This is a genomic window from Methylosinus sp. LW4, assembly GCF_000379125.1.
GTDB lineage: Bacteria > Pseudomonadota > Alphaproteobacteria > Rhizobiales > Beijerinckiaceae > Methylosinus.
Genome location: NZ_KB900626.1, coordinates 1,558,034 through 1,577,073 on the forward strand (window position 1 = coordinate 1,558,034; position 19,040 = coordinate 1,577,073).

The following is a 19,040-nucleotide window of genomic DNA, read 5'->3' on the forward strand; positions in this document are numbered from 1 at the left end:
CGCTTCATCGAGATTTCGTGTAACGCCGGCCGCCCTCCCTCCCATGTGAGGGAGGGCGCGCTCCGCCTCACTCCTCGCGCGGCGCCGCGCGTCCGAAATCCGGCGCCGCCGTATCCTGGCCCTGCGCTATGATGCTGCGGCGGATGGCGCGCGTGCGCGTGAACAGCGCGAACAGCCCGTCGCCGTCGCCGGTGCGGATCATGCGGCGCAGCGCGGTCAAATCCTCGTCGAAACGGCCGAGCATCTCCAGCACGGCGTCCTTGTTGTTCAAGAAAATATCGCGCCACATGGTCGGATCGGAAGCGGCGATGCGCGTGAAATCGCGAAAGCCCGACGCCGAGAATTTGATGACCTCCGACTGCGTGACCTCCTCGAGGTCGGCGGCCGTGCCGACGATATTGTAAGCGATGAGATGCGGCAGATGGCTCGTCACCGCCAGCACGAGATCATGATGCGTCGCGCTCATCGTCTCGACATTGGCGCCGAGCCGCGTCCAAAAGGCCGAGAGCTTCGTCACCGCCTCGCCGTCGAAACCATCCTGCGGCGTGAGAATGCACCAGCGATTCTGAAACAGCGTCGCAAAGCCGGCGTCCGGCCCGGAATATTCCGTGCCGGCGATCGGATGCGCGGGAATGAAATGCACGCTGGCCGGCACATGCGGCGCGACCTGCGCGACAATGGCGCCCTTCACCGAGCCGACGTCGGAGAGAACGGCGCCGGGTGCAAGATGCGGCGCGATCACGCGCGCGACCTCGCCGCAGGCGCCGACCGGCACGCAGAGAATGACGAGATCGGCGCCGGTCACGGCTTCGGCGAGATCGGCCGTCGTTTCATCGGCTATGCCGAGCTCGCGCACGCGCGCGCGCACATCTTCCGAGGCGTCGCTCGCGACGATGCGCGTCGCGGCGCCATAGGCGCGCGCGCCGCGCGCGATCGACGAGCCGATGAGGCCGAGGCCGATCAGCGCGACCTTCTCGAAGATCGGCGCGCGCGGGTCAGCCATGCGCGGCCCGCGGCGCCGCGCGCCATGAGGCGGTGAATTCGCCGAGCGCCGCGACGACGAGGCGATTGGCCTCCTCCGAGCCGATGGTCAGCCGCAGAAATTGCGGCATTCCATAAGCGCCGATCGCGCGCAGCACGAGCCCGCGCGACGTGAGGAAGCGATCGGCGTCCGCCGCTGTGCGACCGGCCTCATCGGGAAAGCGAATGGCGATGAAATTGGCGACGCTCGGCAGCACCTCGAGCCCCAGCGCCTCGATCTCCTGCGTCAAAAACGGCAGCCAACGCGCATTATGCGCGATCGCCGCCTCGACATGCGCCTTGTCCTGCACCGCCTCTATGCCCGCCTCGATCGCCGCGGCGCTGACATTGAACGGGCCGCGCAGCCGGTTCAGCGCATCCATGATATGCGCCGAGCCATAGCCCCAGCCGAGGCGCAGCCCCGCGAGACCGTAGATTTTCGAGAAAGTGCGCGTCGTCACCACATTGTCGCGCGTCGCGGCGAGCTCGAGCGCCGCCGAATAATCGTCCGCGCGCACATATTCCGCATAGGCCGCGTCGATGACGAGCACGACATGCGGCGGCAGCGCATCGGCGAGCCGGAGAATCTCCGATTTCGGCAGATAGGTCCCGGTCGGATTATTGGGATTGGCGACGAAGACGATTTTCGTGCGCTCCGTCACCCTCTCCAAAATCGCATCGACGCTCGCCTTGTAATCGGTCTCCGGCGCGATGACGGGAACGCCGCCCGCCGCCAGAATGACGATGCGATACTCCAGGAATCCGTACTGCGTGTAGATCCCCTCATCGCCCGGCTCGATGAAGGCGTGCGCGAGCAGCGCGAGAATATCGTCGGAGCCGGCGCCGCAGACGATGCGATCGGGATCGAGCCTATGGGCGGCGCCGATCGCCTGCCGCAGCCGCGTCGCCGAGCCGTCGGGATAGGCGGCGATCTTGGGCGCCAGCGCGCGCAGCGCCTCCACGGCTTTGGGAGACGGCCCGAGCGGCGTCTCATTGGCCGAGAGCTTGAAGACGCGCGCGGCGCCCGGAGCGGCGCTCTTGCCGGGCACATAAGCGTCGATCGCCAGCACGCTTCGCCGCACGACAGGTTTGGTCATCTCGTCAACTCCTCGGAGCAAAAACGCCGCTGCGGGCCGTGTCCAATTCGAAACGCGCCGCATGGCTGCCGACCGGCTCGGCGCTGGCGCGGCCGACGCCGGCGTGCGCCAGCTCTTCCACAAATTTCGCGGCTTTCACATGGCCGGGCGCGGCGACGAGCAGCGACAGCTCGCCGCCCTGCGGCGCGGTGGCGAGAATTTCGCCGGCCAGCGCGTCGATCGCCGCAGGGGCGGCCGCATGCCATTTCGGCAGCGTGAGCGCATAGAGGGCGATATCCTGCGAGGCGGCCTCGGCCAGCGGCTTGGCGACGATCAGCACCGGCAGGCCGGCCGGATGATTGGGCCGCTCGACGAAGGGCAGGCGCGCGATGATCTTGGGCGCATTCTCGCCGATGAGGCGCGTCCACCAGGCGCCCTCCTCCTGCGCGCCGGCGGAGCGCAGCATGCCGAGATCGCCCTTGGAGCCAGCCACCGCCGCGACCACGGCGCCGGCGCCGTGATGGGTGACATAAGGCACGGTGAAGCCGAAGTGAAAGCGCGCGCTGTCGCGCATGGCGGCGTCGCCGCCGGAATCATCGGCGTGGAGGGAATATTCCGCCTGCATATAGGTGAAGGTGGAGACGATGATGCGCCAAATGCCCTCGACCGTATCGACCGGCAACAGGCCCGTATGCCGCGAGACCAGCGCGCGCATCATCTTCGCCTCGCGGTCCGGGCGAAAGGCGGAGGCGCCGTTCTGGCCCTTCACCGCGATCAGCCGATCGATGATCTCGCCGCGCTGCATCAGCAGGCCATGCATCTCGCGATCGATGCGGTCGATCTCGTCGCGCAGATCCGCGAGCGTTTCGGTCTCGATCTTGGGCAAAGATTCGTCTCGCATCGGCGCGGGCTGGCTTCAAAAAGGGCGGAGGGCTGTCTTAGGCCAGCGCGGCGCGGGAGGCAATGCGAGGGCGCGGGCTCCATGCGGGCTCGAAGGCTCCGAACCAGGGCGAGGACCGAATGTCTCCAGCGCCGTGACCGCGCTTGTCGCGGTCATCCACGCCGCGACGTTCTGGAATGTCGGAACCACGAGCGGAACAACGCCGTTTCCGCATTTTCGGCACACGGGAATTCGTCGTCGCAGGAACGCCCTACCTCGTTCCTTATCGCGTGCAGAACGAGGCCATTCACATATTGCGCGTCTATCACGGAGCGCGCCGCTGGCCGGACGCTTTTTGACGCTCGGCCCTATTGCTGCGCGGGCTGCTCCTCCAGCGCGACCGGGGCCTGCGCTTCGGTATACATCATGACCGGCTCCGGCTGCGCTTGCGGCTCGGCCGGCCTGACATGCTTGCCCGCCGGAATATCGATCGCGGCCAGCACAGTGACCGGCGGCTCCGCCTCGGCCACGGTCGTCGTCGGCTCGCTCTTCTCGTCGGCGGAGGAGCGCCCATTGGCCATTTGGCCGAGCAGGCCCTTGCGCTTGGCCTCGTAATAAAAGCCCTTGGCGTAGAGCTGAATGGCCCTTTGCGCGTCGCCGCCGGCGACGCGGAAGGCGTTGGCGAGATAGGCGCCGGCGTAGGCGAGATTGGTTTCCGCGTCCAGCAGGCCCTTGGCCGGGCCATTGTAGCCGACGCTGCGCGCCGTGTCGTAGCGGATCTGCATCAAGCCCCAATAGGGCCCGTTCTTGGCGGCGGGATTGTAATTGCTCTCGCGGCGGACGGCGGTATGGATCAGCGATGCGGGAATGTCATAGGTGCGCGCGCAACGGGAGATGCTCTCCTCCAGCTTCTCGCGCTGCGAGAGCTTCGCCTTCGGCGGCGGCGGCTCTTCGACCGCCTTGGCGACGAATTGACGTTCGGGAGAAGAGGAATTGCAGCCCGCGAGCGCAAAGCCCATGGCGGCGGCCGCCGCGCAAATCGCCAGTCTCATTCGTCCTCCCGAGCCGATTTGGTTAGCGCTTCTTAACCGAAGATCGAGCTTTCGCCAAATCGGCCCGAATCCGTACGGATTTCAGCCGGCCCCTTCCAGCAGCCGGCGGGCCGCCGCGCGGGCCTCGTCGGTGATGGCGGCGCCCGAGAGCATGCGGGCGATCTCCTCGCGGCGCTCCGCCTCCTCCAGCTCGGCGACGCGCGTCGCCACGCGGTCTTTCGCCTTGCCTTTCACCGCGCCTTTGGCGATGCGCAAATGCCGGCTGGCGCGCGCCGCCACTTGCGGCGCATGGGTGACGGTGAGCACTTGCGCGCGTTTCGCGAGCCGCGCCAGGCGCTGCCCGATGGCGTCCGCCACCGCGCCGCCGACGCCGGTGTCGATCTCGTCGAAGACGAGCGTCGGCGCCGAGCCGCGATCGGCGAGCACGACTTTCAGCGCCAGCATGAAGCGCGCGAGCTCGCCGCCCGAGGCGACCTTCACCAGCGGGCCAGGCCGCGAGCCCGGATTGGTCTGCACCCAGAACTCCACGCGGTCATAGCCGTCCGGCCCTGCGGTCGCCGGATCGCTGACGATCTCGGTGCGAAAACGCGCGCCTTCCAGCTTCAAGGGCTTCAGCTCGCCCTCCACCAGAGCGTCGAGCGCCTTGGCCGCCGCACGCCGCGCCGCCGAAAGGCTTTCCGCCGCCTTCGCGTAGGCGGCCTGCGCTTTGGCGACCGCCTCGCTCAGCGCGACGATGCGCGCCTCGCCGGCGTCGAGCGCGGCGAGATCGGCGGCGAAACGCTCGGCCAGCGCGGGCAGCGCGTCGACGCTGGTCTGATGCTTGCGCGCTGCGCCGCGCAGCGCGAACAGCCGCTCCTCTATGCGCTCCAATTCACGCGGGTCGAAATCGGCGTCGCGCAGCGCCTGCTCGAGCGCCTGCTCGGCGAGAGAGAGCGCGTCCAGCGCGTTGGCGAGCGCCTTGGCCGGCGGCTCGATCAGCTGCGGCGCCTGGCTCGCGCGCCGCTCCAGCCGCCGCGCGGCGGAGGCGATCTCGCCGGCGGGCGAATGATCGCCTGAAAAAGCCTCGAGCGCGTCGCGCAGATCGCCAGCCACTTTCTCGGAGCGCTGCATGGTCTGACGCCGCTCGGCGAGCGCCGCCTCCTCGCCGGGCTGCGGCGCCAGCGCCTCCAGCTCCTCATTGGCGTGGCGCAGATAGTCGGCCTCGGCCCGCGCCTTGGCGACGCGCGCCTCCTCCTCGGCCAGCTCGCGGCGGGCGCGCTGCAGCACGCCATGCAGCTCGCGCAGCTGCGCGGTTCTGTCGCCGAGCGCGCCATGGGCGTCGACAAGCGCCCTATGCGCGCTCGGATCGACGAGCGCGCGATCATCGTGCTGGCAATGGATCTCGACCAGCGAGGCGCCGATGGCGCGCAGCGCCTGGGCGCTCGCCGGCTGGTCGTTGACGAAGGCGCGGGTGCGGCCGTCGCTGGTCTGCACCCGGCGCAAGACCAGCTCGTCCTCGGCGTCGAGGCCGAACTCGCGCGCCGCGGCGAGGGCCGGATGGTCGCGCGGCAGATCGAAGGCCGCCGTCACCTGCCCCTGCTCCTCGCCGGCGCGCACCAGCGAGGCGTCGCCGCGCGCACCGAGCGCGAGAAGGAAAGCGTCGAGAAGGATGGATTTGCCGGCGCCGGTCTCGCCGGTCAGCGTGGTCAGGCCGGACGCGAACTCGAGATCGAGCCTGTCGATGAGGACGATATCGCGAATAGACAAACGGACGAGCATGCGCGCGCTCTACTCTTCCGGCCCCCTCGGCTCGCCCTCGCGAACGCTCAGCTGGCGCCGAGCGTCTTGCCGATCTTGGAGAGCCAGGAGCCCTGATGTTCCTCGGGCGCGACGCCGCCCGTCGCGAGCAGCGCATGCGCGTCCTTGTACCAGGACGAATCGGGGAAATTATGCCCCAGAATGGCTGCCGCCGTCTGCGCCTCATTGACGACGCCCATGGCGAAATAGGCTTCCGTCAACCGATATAGCGCCTCCTCGGCGTGGCGGGTCGTCTGATATTTGGCGAGAACGTCGTGGAAGCGATTGATCGCGGCCGCATAATTCTTGCGGGTCAGATAGAAGCGGCCGACCGTCATGTCCTTGGCGGCGAGCTGATCACGCGCCACCTGAATCTTGTATTTGACGTCGGTCACATATTCCGACTTGGGGAATTTCTCGACGAGCTGGGTGAAGATTGCCAGAGCCTTCTCGGCGCTCTCCTGATCCTGCATCACCGCAGGGACCTGATTATAATAGGACATTCCCGCGAGATAATACATGTAGGGCGTGTCGGGAGAGGTCGGATAGAGGCCGATGTAACGCTGCGCCGAGGCGACCGCGTCGTCATAGGCGGGCTTCTGATATTGCGCGAAAGTCTGCATCAGCAGGCCTTTGCGCGCCCATTGCGAGAAGGGATATTGCTTCTCGAGCTCGCCGAACTTTTTGGCGGCGTTCTCATAATCATGGGCGTCCATGCGAGCGAGGCCCTGATTGTAAATATCCTCGGCCGGAATATCGGGCAGAATCTCGGTCTTGTATTTCTCGCCCGAGAAGAGACCGAAGCCGCTCGTGATGCTGTCCAGAATGTCGGCGCGAGCCGGCGCCGCCGCGAGCAGAACGCAGGCGAGAACCGCGACGCGATAACGGGACGAGCGGAAAATCATCGGCATGTGATCGACCTCATCGGGCGTAGGCGGTTAACTTTCTGTAGACCAAATCGCCGGCGCGCGCCACCCGGACAGATCCACGAGAAAACAAGCGCGCGGGCCACGCGCGCGAGACGAGAAGAGAGCGGCCGGCGACCGCGGAAGCTTCGTCGCCGCGGCCAGATGACGGGCGAGTTCGGGCGACATTATGGCGAATGGCGCGGGAACGGGGCTTCCGCGAGACGGATCCGCATTAATCCATAGGTAACGCGCGTCGCGCATGATGTGGGAATATTTCCCACGCACAGGCGGAGCGCCATGATGGCCACTTTGGGAACATGTGAGAAGCGCGCCGCCTTCTTCGAAGCTCGAAACGGCGCGACGGCGGTCGAATTCGCGTTCATCGCGCCGATTTTCGTTTTGATCCTGGTCGTATGGATCGATCTGGGCATGACCCTGCTCGCGCAGAGCGTGCTGGACAGCGCGACATTGCGCGCGGCGCGCAGCGTCAAGATCGGCGCGACGACGACTTCGGCCGCCTTCAAGACGACGCTCTGCAGCTATCTCTACGCCGTCGTCCCCTGCTCCTCGATCAAATATTCGGTCCAATCGGGGACGAGCTTCTCCGCCCTTTCGACAACCATCACGACCGACAGCTCCAATGCGCTGACCAATACGAGCTTTTCCATCGGCTCGGGGGGATCGGACGTGCTGGTGCGGGTCGGCTTCACGCGGACGCTGTTCGCTCCCTGGCTCTCGGCTTTCTTCGGCAAGAACGGCTATCTGCTGATTCTGTCGACGGTCGCCTTCCAGAACGAGCCCTATTCATGAGCCGCCCGCCTCGAAACGACGGCGGCGTCGCGCTCGTCGAATTCGCGCTGATCGCGCCGGTCGCTCTCATGCTCACTCTCGGCGCCTTCGAGGCGACGCGGCTCATTCGCGCGAGCTGGAAAGTGCGACTGGCGGCGCAGACCTTGGCCGATCTCGTCTCCCAGCAGACGAGCATCTCGACGACGATCATGTCCAATCTCTGCTCGGGCGCGCAAATGACGCTGTCGCCGCTGACGAGCTCGGGCTTCACAGCCGCGGTGACGAGCGTCGTCTATTCGAGCAGCGGCCGGACGAAGGACTGGCAGGACACGAGCTGCGGATCCGCCGCCGCGACGACCAACGCCCCGACTCTGGCGGCGACCTACACGCCCACATCCGGCGACAGCGCCATAGTGGTGCAGGCGACCTACGCCTACAAGGCGCCCGTCGCCTATGTGCTGCCGTCGACCTTCTCATTCTCGGCGATCGCGGTCGCCAAGCCACGCAACGGCACGAAGGTGAGCCATGACTGAAAAAAAATCGACATTCGCCCGCTTCCGCGCGGATCGCCGCGGCGCGGCCGTCCTGCTGTTCGCCGCCGTGCTGCTGCCGCTCGCTCTGCTGATCGGGGCCGGCGTCAATCTGGCGAGCGCCTTCGCGATTCGCTCCCGATTGCAGAACGCCGTCGATCAGGCGGCCTTGGCGGGCGCGACGGCCTATGTCTCCTCCTCGACCAGCGCCGCCGCGGTCACGGCCGCCAAAGCCTATATGGCCGGCGCCGTCGCGCTGCTGCCCAGCGCCTCGGCCTCCGTCAGCTATTCGGCGACGACATCGACAGCCGCCTCCAGCAGCTCGACCACCGCCTATATCGTCACGGTGACGGCCTCGGCCACGGCCAAGAGCCAGATGCTGGGCGCCATCATGGCCAATGCGCCGATATCGGTGACGGCGACCGCGAAAAACTTCGTCTATACGGCGAGCATCGCCCTATCGCAGTTCAACTCCAGCGCCTTGGACGCCAACACGCTCTACTATTACATCGTGCCGAGCGACGGCTCGGCGCCCTCGACCTCCAATCTCACCAAGCTGTTCAGCAACACCGGCGGCTCTACTTCCGGCACGATCAAGGTGACGCTCACCGCGGGCCAGAAATTGGGACTGGCCCTCTACAATGTCACCGGCGGACGCAGCGGCTACGGGTCCAACGGCTATGGCGGCGCGCAGGGCTCGACGCATTATTTCTATTCGCATCTGTCGCCGCCGAGCAAATCGGCCTATCCGACCGTGACGAAAAACTGCAGCCTTCAGGTCGTCACCAGCCTGTCGTCGCTGGTCAGCGGCTCCTGCCTCTCCTCTTTGCCGAGCTATGCGGCGCTCAATTGTGCGGCGGCGGCGGGCAAGACGCTCTATTACGCCTGGAACGACATGGGCGGAAACACCGACGACTACGACTATAACGACGCCGTCATGTCGGTGACATGCGCCGCCAATGATGCGACCGCGCAGGCCACCGGCGTTCTGCTGACCAATTGACGAAGAGCCGGCTTCTCGCCTCGCCGAGCTCAGGCCGACGTCGCCGCCGCGCGCTCTCTCCGGCGCGCGCGCTCCGGCACCAGATCCCAACGCGTCTTGAACAGGGTGTCGCAAATGCCCGGGGTGCCGAAGCCGTCGGAAAAGCTCACATTGCCACGCGTATGGTGGAAGCCGTGCGCCGCGCTGGAGGTGAGATGCTCCAGCGCGGCGTTGAGCCGCTTGCGCCAGCCGGTCGCCGCCGGATCGCGGAAGGCGAGGCCGAAATCATAGCCGGAATGCTCATAGAGCCCGCCGAGCGCGCCGAGGCTCGTCGTCCACAGATGGAAAGCGACGCTGGCGCCGCCGCCGCCGACGAGAACCAGCGGCAGAAGATAGGGCAGCACGATCTCGAAGAAGAAATCCGCGCCGGACTGATAGCAGGCGCTGATCGCCTTGCTGGCGCCGGTCTGGTGATGCAGCGCATGTCCGAGCCGGTTCATCAGCGCCGGATGATGCAGCAAATGGCGATGCGCGACATATTGCACGATGTCATGGCCGATCAGCATGCCGATCATGGTCAGGACGAGCGCGGTCCAGGTCAGATGCGGCGCGCCGAGAAAGCCGAGGCCGAAATATTCCACCGCCAGCATGGAGGGCAGAAGAATCGTCGTCTGGTTGAGCAAGACACGCGGCAGCAGCTCACGATAGCTCATGCGATCGAGCTCGCGCACCTTGAAGCGCTTCAGCCGACCGGTCGAATCACACCATTCGAATGCGTAGCCGATCCCGTGGAACGCGACCATTTGCGCAGCCCAGGCGAGAAGGGAGAGAGGAATATATCCGAATGGCTCGAGCGACATGGATAGGCGGACTCCGATCGGGAAATCCGTTCGTCGCGCCGGCCGCAATCCGCGCGGCGAACAGAGATATTTTTTCGTCCTATAGCCGAGTTCATGGCGAATTTCTAGTCGACGGGACGACGCGCCAATGAGGCGCCAATGCTTTGAATTCGGACGCGCAGCGCCGCGTCGAGCCGGGCCGCGCCCAGTTTCGTGGGCCATTCCGCCTTCGCCGCGCTGGACGCCGAATCTCGCCTCGCGCTATCACCGCGCCGCTGAAACGCCGCGCACCCTCGAAGGAAGCCCTCCCGTGATCCCCTGGACCCTGCTCGATACGGCCCCCGTCCCCGGCGGCGCGGGCGAGCTGCGGCTCAAGCGGCGCGGCGCGGAATTCTCGATCATGCTCGGCAATAATGAGCTGATGAACAGCCGCCTCAGCGGCTCGGAGGAGGCGCTGGCCACGCTCGCCTGCGCGAAGATCGCCGGCCGGGCGCAGCCGCGCGCGCTCATCGGCGGGCTCGGCATGGGCTTCACCTTGCGCGCCGCGCTCGGCGCCCTCGGCCCCCAGGCGCGGATCACCGTGGCCGAGCTCGTGCCCGCCGTCGTGGCCTGGGCGCGTGGACCGATGGCCGAGGTTTTCGGCGACAGCCTGGCCGATCCGCGTCTCGACATAGAAGTGGAGGACGTCGGCCAGACGATTCGCTCCGGCCGCGGCGCCTATGACGCCATTCTCCTCGACGTCGACAATGGTCCCGAGGGCCTGACGCGCGATTCCAATGGCGGGCTCTATGGCGAGGAGGGACTGCGGGCGGCGCGGGCCGCGCTGCGTCCGGCCGGCGTGCTGGCCGTATGGTCCTGCGCGCCGGATCGAGCGTTTTCCGCGCGTCTGCGCAAGGCCGGCTTTCGCGTCGAGGAGGCGAAGGCGCGGGCCCATCGCGGAGGCGGCGGCGCGCGGCATGTGATCTGGCTCGCCACGCGCGTCGATTCGCCGCTGCGGCCGGGAGCCGATCGATGACGCGCAAATCGGCGGAGGACGAGCGCTTTTTCTGGTGGGAAGGCGAGACGCTGGTGGTCAACATATTGGGACGGCCGGCCGCCAGTCGCGACGCCATCGGCAAGCCCAGAGGCCATCAGCTCGAGGTCAGCGTGACCACGGCGCCGCGGCGAGGCCGGGCGACCGATCACATGGTCCGCTTTCTCGCCGGCGAGTTCGGCGTCGCTCCCTCGGCGATCGAAGTCGTGTTCGGACGCATGAACGTCAACAAGCAATTGCGGATCGCCGCGCCACAGAAGCTTCCAGGCCCGTTCCGCAGAGCCTGAGCGAAAAGCGTGGACACTGGCCGCCCCATGACGGATGACGGCCAAGCCTGATCTGGACTAATACATAAATCCGATGTAATGACTTCCGGTTTCGTCTGTTTCCGAGAACCTCATGAATTGTCGGCTCATTGCGCGCGCTGTCGCTCTCACGCTCCTCGCCGCCGCAACGCTGCCCACGGCGCCGGCGGCGGCCCGAGATGCGCTGCTCACCCGCTTGACGCAGCCCAACACGCCGACCGTCTTTTATTTTCATTCCTTCCGGGTGAATTGCCAGGGCGTGCCGAACTATCGGCTCGCGCAGCGGGCGACAGTGGTGTCGCCACAGCATCCCGAGCATGGGACGCTGACCATTGGCGAGGGGCAGGCGCCGGTGCGGCACTGCCAGGGCCAGCCCGGCTATGCGACGATTGTGACCTACACGCCCGAGCATAATTTCACCGGCTACGACAGCTTCGTGCTGAACGTCGCCTATCACCTCGAGAATCGGACGGTCCTGCAGCACCTCACGGCGCGGATTCAGGTGGGCGGGCCGGCCAATCCACGCTGACTCTTCCCCAGGGGGCCTCCCTGCCCCTTTCCCTTCCGCAGATTCTCGTCTAACACACGGCCGACCGCCGGGCCGGGCCGACCGCCCCGCTCGATCTCGTCTCTAGGGAGGGCGCGCTGGACCTTGGAAAGGCTGCAGCGCGGCCTTTTTTTGTGCGCGCCGGCGCCCCGATAGACGACAAGACGCGCGCTCTCCCCCATTCTGGGGAGCGTCCCGCGACGAAAGGATGACAGACGGACCGACATGCCGAAGCGAACAGACATCTCGACCATTCTGATCATCGGCGCCGGCCCCATCGTCATCGGCCAGGCCTGCGAATTCGACTATTCCGGCACTCAGGCCTGCAAGGCCCTGCGCGCCGAGGGCTATCGAATCGTCCTCGTCAATTCCAATCCCGCGACGATCATGACCGATCCCGATATGGCGGATCGGACCTATGTCGAGCCGATCACGCCAGAGATCGTCGCCAAGATCATCGAGAAGGAGCGCTACGCCGCGCCCGGCGGCTTCGCGCTGCTGCCCACCATGGGCGGCCAGACGGCGCTGAATTGCGCGCTCTCGCTCGAGCGCATGGGCGTGCTGGAGAAATTCGACGTCGAGATGATCGGCGCCAACGCCCAGGCCATAGACAAGGCCGAGGATCGCGAATTGTTCCGCGAGGCGATGACGAAAATCGGCCTCGAGACGCCGCGCTCGCGCCTCGCCAACGCCACCGACGTCAAGACCTCCGACAAGGCCAAGCGCAACGCCGATATCGCCGAGATCGAGGCCTCCGCCCTCTCCGACGAAGAGAAGCAGAAGGCGATCGCCGATATTCGTCGCCGCTGGGAAGCGGATGAGCCGGAGCGCAAGCGGCGCTATATTTCCAAGGGCCTGACCGAGGCGCTGGAGGCGCTGGAGGATATCGGCCTGCCGGCGATCATTCGGCCGTCCTTCACCCTGGCCGGCACGGGCGGCGGCATCGCCTATAACAAGGCGGAGTTCATCGACATCATCGAGCGGGGCCTGGACGCCTCGCCGACCACCGAAGTGCTCATCGAAGAGAGCGTCATCGGCTGGAAAGAATATGAGATGGAGGTCGTCCGCGACAAAGCGGACAATTGCATCATCGTCTGCTCGATCGAGAATATCGATCCCATGGGCGTGCATACGGGCGATTCCATCACGGTCGCCCCTGCCCTGACGCTGACCGACAAAGAATATCAGATCATGCGCGACGCCTCGCTCGCCGTGCTGCGCGAGATCGGCGTCGAGACCGGCGGCTCGAATGTGCAATTCGCCGTCGATCCCGCCACCGGCCGCATGATCGTCATCGAGATGAATCCGCGCGTGTCACGCTCCTCGGCGCTGGCCTCCAAGGCGACGGGCTTCCCCATCGCCAAGGTCGCCGCCAAGCTCGCCGTCGGCTACACGCTGGACGAGATCGCCAACGACATAACGGGCGGCGCGACGCCCGCCTCCTTCGAGCCGACGATCGATTATGTCGTCACCAAAATTCCACGCTTCGCTTTCGAGAAATTCCCCGGCGCCGAGCCCATTCTGACGACGGCGATGAAATCCGTCGGCGAGGCCATGGCGATCGGGCGCAATTTCGCCGAATCGCTGCAAAAGGCGCTGCGCTCGCTGGAGACCGGCCTCTCCGGCCTCGACGAGATCGAGATCGACGGCATGGGCCGCGGCGACGATATGAACGTGCTGCGCGCCGCGCTCGGCACGCCGACGCCGGATCGGCTGCTCGTCGTCGGCCAGGCGTTGCGGCTCGGCATGGATCCGCAGGAGATTCACGAAGCCTGCAAGATCGACCCCTGGTTCATAGCGCGGATCGAAGAGATCGTCGCGCTGGAGGCGCGGGTGCGCGCTTTCGGCCTGCCCAAGGACGCCGAAAACTTTCGCGCCCTGAAATTCGCAGGCTTCTCCGACGCGCGGCTCGCGACGCTCACCGGCGCCGGCGAGAAGGAAGTGCGCGCGGCGCGGCGGGCGCTCGACGTGCGGCCGGTCTATAAGCGCATCGACACTTGCGCGGCCGAATTCGCCTCGCCCACCGCCTATATGTATTCGACCTATGAGACGCCTTTCCTCGGCGCGCCGGCCAATGAGGCGCGGCCTTCCGCCGAGCGCAAGGTGGTCATTCTGGGCGGCGGGCCGAACCGCATCGGCCAGGGCATAGAATTCGACTATTGCTGCTGCCACGCCTGCTTCGCGCTCGCCGACGCCGGCTATGAAACCATCATGATCAATTGCAATCCCGAGACAGTGTCGACGGATTACGACACCTCCGATCGTCTCTACTTCGAGCCGCTGACGGCCGAGGATGTGGAGGAGATTTTGGACGTCGAGCGCAGCAATGGGACATTGCATGGCGTCATCGTCCAATATGGCGGCCAGACGCCCTTGAAGCTCGCCCATGCGCTGAGCTCGGCGGGCCTGCCCATTCTCGGCACGCCGGTCGATTCGATCGACCTCGCCGAGGATCGCGACCGCTTCAAGCGCCTGCTCGACAAGCTCGGATTGAAGCAGCCGAAGAACGGCATCGCCTATTCGGTGGAGCAGTCGCGGCTCGTCGCCGGCGAGCTCGGCCTGCCTCTGGTGGTGCGGCCCTCCTATGTGCTGGGCGGGCGCGCCATGGCGATCATCCGCGATCAGAACACGCTCGATGATTATCTGCTCGGCACGCTGCCGAGCCTCGTGCCGTCGGACGTCAAGGCGCGCTATCCCAATGACAAGACCGGGCAGATCAACACGGTTCTCGGCAAGAATCCGCTGCTCTTCGACCGCTATCTCACCGACGCTATAGAGGTGGACGTCGACTGCCTCGCCGATGGCGAGGAGGCGGCCATCGCCGGGGTGATGGAGCATATCGAGGAAGCGGGCATTCATTCCGGCGATTCGGCCTGCTCGCTGCCGCCGCGCTCGCTCTCGGCGGAGATGGTGGCGGAGCTCGAGCGGCAGACGATCCAGCTCGCCAAGGCGCTCGGCGTCATCGGGCTGATGAATGTGCAGTATGCGCTGAAGGACGGCGAAATCTTCGTGCTGGAGGTCAATCCGCGCGCCTCGCGCACTGTGCCATTCGTCGCCAAGGTGGTCGGCGCCCCCATCGCCAAGATCGCGGCGCGCATCATGGCCGGGGAGAAGCTCTCGGCCTTCACCCTGCCCTCCCGCGCGCCGAATCACGTCGGCGTGAAGGAGTCGGTCTTCCCCTTCGCGCGCTTCCCCGGCGTCGACACCGTGCTCGGGCCCGAGATGCGCTCGACCGGCGAGGTCATCGGCCTCGACCGCAGCTTCGAGGCGGCCTTCGCCAAGAGCCAGTTAGGGGGCGGCACCAAGGTGCCGCGGCAGGGAACCGTCTTCGTCTCGGTGCGCGACGCCGACAAGCCGCGTGTCATACCGGCGGTTCAGCAGCTGGTGAGCCTCGGCTTCACGGTGGTGGCGACGGGCGGCACGGCGCGCTATCTGCAGGATCAGGGCGTGCCGGCGCAAAAGCTCAACAAAGTGTCGGAAGGGCGTCCGCATATTGTGGACGCCATCAAGAACGGCTCGGTTCAGCTGGTGTTCAACACGACCGAAGGCGCTCAGGCGCTGGCGGATTCTCGTTCCTTGCGCCAAGCTGCGCTATTGCATAAAGTCCCCTATTATACGACTCTGGCCGGCGCGATCGCAGCGGTCCAGAGCATCAGGGCCTATGTATCGGGAGATCTCGAAGTCCGCGCCCTTCAGGACTATTTCGCGTCGAATGCGTGACCTCGCGCCGCGCGAATATAAGTGAAGGCCGCCGCATCCGCGGCTCGTTCATGTCGAGGAAGTCCGACCGTCCGCCGCAGCTCACGCTGGTCCGGGGGCGCGGGGAATTTTATTGGCCGGGTCTGGACGCATCCGGGAGCGAAAGAGCAAGAGACATGGTGGACAAGGTGCCTATGACCGCCGCCGGCTACGCGACTCTCGACGAGGAGCTGCGTCAGCGCCAGCAGATCGAACGTCCGCGCATCATTCAGGCGATCGCCGAAGCGCGCGCCCATGGCGATCTCTCGGAAAACGCTGAATATCACGCCGCGAAAGAGGCCCAATCGCTGAACGAGGGCCGCATCGCCGAGCTCGAGGACAAGCTCTCCCGCGCCGAGGTCATAGACGTATCCAAGCTCACCGGCAATACGGTGAAGTTCGGCGCGACGGTCACGGTCGTCGACGAGGACACCGAGGAAGAGAAGGCCTATCAGATCGTCGGCGAGCCCGAGGCCGATGTGAAGAACGGCCGCGTCTCCATCGCCTCCCCCATCGCCCGCGCGCTGATCGGCAAGAAGGCCGGCGACACGGTCGAAGTGAAGACGCCGGGCGGCGGCAAGAGCTATGAGATTTTGAAGGTCGCTTTCGTCTGAGCGGCATGGGCGGCGAGGCCCCCTCCCGAGCCCTCCCCCGCTACGCGGGAGAAGGGGCGGACCCGGGGACCGAGAGGAATCTGAAAAAGCTCGCGCGCTCCTTCTCCCACTCGTGGGAGAAGGTGGCCCTCGCGTCAGCGAGGGTCGGATGAGGGCGCCTCCCGCAGGCCAAGATTTTGACGAGCGGCTCGGACCCTCATCCGACCCCGTTTCACGGGGCCACCTTCTCCCGCAAGCGGGAGAAGGGAGAGCGCGAACCGCCTGGGTCCTCTCCGACGGCCGCGCCGGCCACGAGGTCCAGAGCCTCGGCATAGCCGAAGCCCTCGGCCTCTCTCCCCGCCTCATTCGCCTCGCTCCCCGCGCGTTCATCGCCGCGCTCGCGCCTTTCGGCCCGATCGACCTGCGCGAGGCGAAGCTCCTCGCCCCGCCCTATCCCGATATCGCCATCGCCTGCGGACGGCGCACCATTCCCTATCTGCGCCATGTGAAGCGCGCCTCGGGCGGCGCGGTCTTCACCGTCTATGTGAACCGCCCGGCCAGCGGGCTCGGAACAGCGGATGCCATCGTCGCGCCGCGCCATGATGGGCTCACAGGCGAAAATGTCATCGCCCCGCTTGCGCCGGCGAATCGGCTGACGCCGCAGCGCCTCGCCGAAGCCCGCGCCGCTCTCGATCCCCGCGTCGCGACGCTGCCGGAGCCGAGAGTGGGGCTGCTCATCGGCGGGGATAGCCGCCATTTTCGGTTTTCGGAGCGAGATGCGGAACGGCTTCTCGCCGACGTCGGCGCCATACTGGACCAGGGGTGGAGCATCGCCGCGACGGTCTCGCGGCGAACGCCGGCGCCGCTGATCGAGGCGTTACGGGAGCGGCTCGGGGGCCCTCATCCGACCCTCGCTGACGCGAGGGCCACCTTCTCCCGCGCGCGGGAGAAGGAAGCGCGCGCCTTTCTTTGGATGGGGGAAAGCGAGAATCCCTATCTCTCCATTCTCGCCGGCGCGCAGGCGCTGCTGGTGACCGCCGATAGCGTCAATATGGTCGCCGAGGCGGCCGCGACCGGCGCGCCGATCCACGTCTTCGAGCCGGAAGGCGGCGCCGCCAAGATCGCCGCCTTTCTCGATGCGCTGGAACAGCGCGGCGCTCTGCGCCGCTGGCGCGGACGGCTCGAGCATTGGCGCTACGAGCCGCTGAACGAGACGCCGGCCATCGCCGAAGAGATCGCCCGCCGCTTCGCGGCCTTCCATGGGGCGGCCCCCGTATTGCTTCATGGCTCGCGCGCTTCGTAATAAATTCGCGAGTCGCCCGAAGATCAGGAGCGGTTGCGGCGCTACGCATAATGGCTAGATTGCGCCCATCCGAACGCGCCGCGCCGTCCGCGCGGAGACATTCGCAAAGAGCCTCTTCATGTCCGCAGACGATAAAGGCCGCCTGCACGCCCGCGTCATCGTGCTGGGGTCCGGCCCCGCCGGCTATACGGCGGCGATCTACACGGCGCGCGCCATGCTCGAGCCCGTGGTCATCGCCGGCTTCGATCAGGGCGGCCAGCTCATGATCACCACAGATGTGGAGAACTACCCCGGCTTCGCCGAGCCGATCCAAGGCCCCTGGCTGATGGATCAGATGCGCGCGCAGGCGGAGCATGTCGGCGCGAAGCTCGTCTCCGACCATATCGTCGAGGCGCGGCTCGACAAGCGCCCCTTCGAGCTGCTCGGCGATTCGGGAACGCTCTACACGGCGGACGCGCTCATCATCGCGACCGGCGCCAAGGCCAAATGGCTCGGCCTTCCGAGCGAGGAGGCGTTCAAGGGCTATGGCGTCTCCGCCTGCGCCACTTGCGACGGCTTCTTCTTCCGCGGCAAGAAGGTGCTGGTCGTCGGCGGCGGCAATACGGCGGTCGAGGAGGCGCTCTATCTCTCGCAGATCGCCGCCGAGGTGACGGTGGTGCATCGCCGCGACTCTTTCCGCGCCGAGCGCGTGCTGCAGGAGCGGCTGGCCGCGCGGCCCAATGTCAAAATCCTCTTCGATCACGCCATCGACGAGATTTTGGGCGGCAGCGCCCCGCCTTCGGTGACGCAGACGCGCGTGAAGAACGTCAAGACCGGCACGACGCAGACTCTGGATGTGGATGGCGTCTTCATCGCCATCGGCCATCAGCCGGCCTCGGAGCTGTTCGTCGGCCAGCTGGAGCTGAAACCCTCCGGCTATATCGCCGTGCAGCCGGGCACGACCAACACCAATATTCCGGGCGTGTTCGCGGCCGGCGACGTGGCCGACGAGACCTATCGCCAAGCGGTGACGGCCGCCGGCCTCGGCTGCATGGCGGCGCTGGACGTTGAGCGCTATCTGCTGGAGACGCCGACGCATGCGAGCGACGCGCTCGCCTCCGAGGAGCCTTTGTAACGGCGGCCCGCGCCCCCACCCTCCCCTTCAGGGGGAGGGTCGCGCTGAAGGCGCGGGGTGGGGTCCGCGCGATAGAGATTTCGGGAGTTCACCCCACCCCGGCTTGCTGCGCAGGCCGACCCTCCCTTTCAAGGGAAGGGTGAGCAGGACGGCCCACTATGCGCGAGGAGGACAGGCTTCGACGATTTCGTCTCGGAACGGCGCGCCGCCTCCGTGAAAATACGACAAGCGCAGAGCAGAGACTCTGGCGCGAACTGGATCGCGTGCCGCTGCTGCGCACGCATTTTCGAAGACAGGCGCCGATCGGACCTTATGTCGTTGATTTCGTCTGCTTGCGCGAGAGGCTCGTGATCGAGGTCGATGGCCCTTCGCATGCCGAAACCGAGGCGTCGCAGAGAGACACAGCGCGGACGCTCTGGCTCGAACGAGAAGGCTATCGCGTTCTCCGTTTCTGGAACCAGGAAGTTTACGAGAATATCGACGGCGTTCTCGACACGATCCATGCGGCGCTGTACGGCTCTCTCGACGCGCCGCCGAATGACGAACGCTGAGACC

19 protein-coding genes are annotated in these 19,040 nt (G+C 66.4%); 12 read left to right on the plus strand and 7 right to left on the minus strand.

What is annotated here, in order from left to right; translation table 11 throughout:
- Positions 1-67 precede the first annotated feature (67 nt).
- From METLW4_RS0107935 to METLW4_RS0107945, 3 genes are read right to left on the minus strand one after another with little or no spacing between them, the layout of a single operon-like run.
- Complete coding sequence (locus tag METLW4_RS0107935; protein ID WP_018265673.1) at positions 68-1,003, minus strand: prephenate/arogenate dehydrogenase family protein; 936 nt, start codon at positions 1,001-1,003, stop codon at positions 68-70.
- Entirely contained in the window at positions 996-2,117 is a 1,122-nt protein-coding gene (gene hisC / locus METLW4_RS0107940; RefSeq protein WP_018265674.1) for a histidinol-phosphate transaminase, read from the minus strand. Before hisC ends, METLW4_RS0107935 begins: the two co-directional genes overlap by 8 nt.
- Before the next feature lie 4 nt (positions 2,118-2,121).
- Positions 2,122-2,997, minus strand: coding sequence for a chorismate mutase (locus tag METLW4_RS0107945; protein ID WP_051079622.1), 876 nt, complete (start codon positions 2,995-2,997; stop codon positions 2,122-2,124).
- Positions 2,998-3,173: 176 nt separating this feature from the next.
- Here METLW4_RS0107945 and METLW4_RS27010 point away from each other — a divergent pair, with 176 nt between their 5' ends.
- Positions 3,174-3,335, plus strand: coding sequence for a type II toxin-antitoxin system RelE/ParE family toxin (locus tag METLW4_RS27010; RefSeq protein ID WP_018265676.1), 162 nt, complete (start codon positions 3,174-3,176; stop codon positions 3,333-3,335).
- A gap of 9 nt (positions 3,336-3,344) precedes the next feature.
- Here the strand turns inward: METLW4_RS27010 and METLW4_RS24375 are convergent, their stop codons facing one another.
- The 3 genes from METLW4_RS24375 to METLW4_RS0107965 all read right to left on the minus strand — a co-directional run bounded on the left by METLW4_RS24375 (position 3,345) and on the right by METLW4_RS0107965 (position 6,715).
- A complete protein-coding gene (locus METLW4_RS24375) occupies positions 3,345-4,028 on the minus strand; it encodes a lytic transglycosylase domain-containing protein (RefSeq protein WP_018265677.1) in 684 nt (227 codons plus the stop codon).
- Between the two features lie 81 nt (positions 4,029-4,109).
- Positions 4,110-5,786 carry a DNA repair protein RecN gene (recN, locus tag METLW4_RS0107960; RefSeq protein ID WP_018265678.1) on the minus strand — a complete coding sequence of 559 codons (1,677 nt, stop codon included), beginning with the start codon at positions 5,784-5,786 and terminating at the stop codon, positions 4,110-4,112.
- 47 nt (positions 5,787-5,833) lie between these two features.
- Positions 5,834-6,715: an outer membrane protein assembly factor BamD gene (locus METLW4_RS0107965; protein ID WP_018265679.1), complete on the minus strand. Its 882-nt coding sequence runs from the start codon at positions 6,713-6,715 to the stop codon at positions 5,834-5,836.
- A gap of 294 nt (positions 6,716-7,009) precedes the next feature.
- On the opposite strand from METLW4_RS0107965, the gene METLW4_RS0107970 reads away from it, so the two are divergent.
- The 3 genes from METLW4_RS0107970 to METLW4_RS0107980 are packed head-to-tail and all read left to right on the plus strand — an operon-like array spanning position 7,010 to position 9,034.
- Positions 7,010-7,522, plus strand: a complete 513-nt coding sequence (locus METLW4_RS0107970) for a TadE/TadG family type IV pilus assembly protein (protein WP_043331773.1) — start codon at positions 7,010-7,012, stop codon at positions 7,520-7,522.
- A complete protein-coding gene (locus METLW4_RS27725) occupies positions 7,519-8,034 on the plus strand; it encodes a TadE/TadG family type IV pilus assembly protein (RefSeq protein ID WP_018265681.1) in 516 nt (171 codons plus the stop codon). The genes METLW4_RS0107970 and METLW4_RS27725 overlap by 4 nt, the downstream gene beginning before the upstream one ends.
- A complete protein-coding gene (locus tag METLW4_RS0107980) occupies positions 8,027-9,034 on the plus strand; it encodes a pilus assembly protein TadG-related protein (RefSeq protein ID WP_018265682.1) in 1,008 nt (335 codons plus the stop codon). The genes METLW4_RS27725 and METLW4_RS0107980 overlap by 8 nt, the downstream gene beginning before the upstream one ends.
- 29 nt (positions 9,035-9,063) lie before the next feature.
- Here METLW4_RS0107980 and METLW4_RS0107985 read toward each other — a convergent pair whose 3' ends face one another.
- Positions 9,064-9,873 (minus strand): sterol desaturase family protein, encoded by an 810-nt coding sequence (locus tag METLW4_RS0107985; protein ID WP_018265683.1) that lies wholly within the window; start codon positions 9,871-9,873, stop codon positions 9,064-9,066.
- 289 nt (positions 9,874-10,162) lie between these two features.
- On the opposite strand from METLW4_RS0107985, the gene METLW4_RS24385 reads away from it, so the two are divergent.
- The 8 genes from METLW4_RS24385 (at position 10,163) to METLW4_RS24390 (ending at position 19,036) form a co-directional block, all read left to right on the plus strand.
- Entirely contained in the window at positions 10,163-10,867 is a 705-nt protein-coding gene (locus tag METLW4_RS24385; protein WP_043332427.1) for a hypothetical protein, read from the plus strand.
- Positions 10,864-11,172: a DUF167 domain-containing protein gene (locus METLW4_RS0107995; RefSeq protein ID WP_018265685.1), complete on the plus strand. Its 309-nt coding sequence runs from the start codon at positions 10,864-10,866 to the stop codon at positions 11,170-11,172. The genes METLW4_RS24385 and METLW4_RS0107995 overlap by 4 nt, the downstream gene beginning before the upstream one ends.
- Positions 11,173-11,284: 112 nt before the next feature.
- Positions 11,285-11,719 (plus strand): hypothetical protein, encoded by a 435-nt coding sequence (locus METLW4_RS0108000; RefSeq protein WP_018265686.1) that lies wholly within the window; start codon positions 11,285-11,287, stop codon positions 11,717-11,719.
- Between the two features lie 243 nt (positions 11,720-11,962).
- On the plus strand, positions 11,963-15,457 hold the full coding sequence (gene carB, locus METLW4_RS0108005) for a carbamoyl-phosphate synthase large subunit (protein WP_018265687.1): 3,495 nt from the start codon (positions 11,963-11,965) through the stop codon (positions 15,455-15,457).
- Positions 15,458-15,615: 158 nt separating this feature from the next.
- On the plus strand, positions 15,616-16,089 hold the full coding sequence (gene greA / locus METLW4_RS0108010; RefSeq protein WP_026191343.1) for a transcription elongation factor GreA: 474 nt from the start codon (positions 15,616-15,618) through the stop codon (positions 16,087-16,089).
- Between the two features lie 148 nt (positions 16,090-16,237).
- Complete coding sequence (locus METLW4_RS0108020) at positions 16,238-17,371, plus strand: mitochondrial fission ELM1 family protein (protein ID WP_018265690.1); 1,134 nt, start codon at positions 16,238-16,240, stop codon at positions 17,369-17,371.
- A 118-nt stretch (positions 17,372-17,489) separates the two neighbouring features.
- Positions 17,490-18,485, plus strand: a complete 996-nt coding sequence (gene trxB / locus METLW4_RS0108025; RefSeq protein WP_018265691.1) for a thioredoxin-disulfide reductase — start codon at positions 17,490-17,492, stop codon at positions 18,483-18,485.
- Positions 18,486-18,643: 158 nt separating this feature from the next.
- Positions 18,644-19,036 (plus strand): endonuclease domain-containing protein, encoded by a 393-nt coding sequence (locus tag METLW4_RS24390; RefSeq protein WP_018265692.1) that lies wholly within the window; start codon positions 18,644-18,646, stop codon positions 19,034-19,036.
- Positions 19,037-19,040 lie beyond the last annotated feature (4 nt).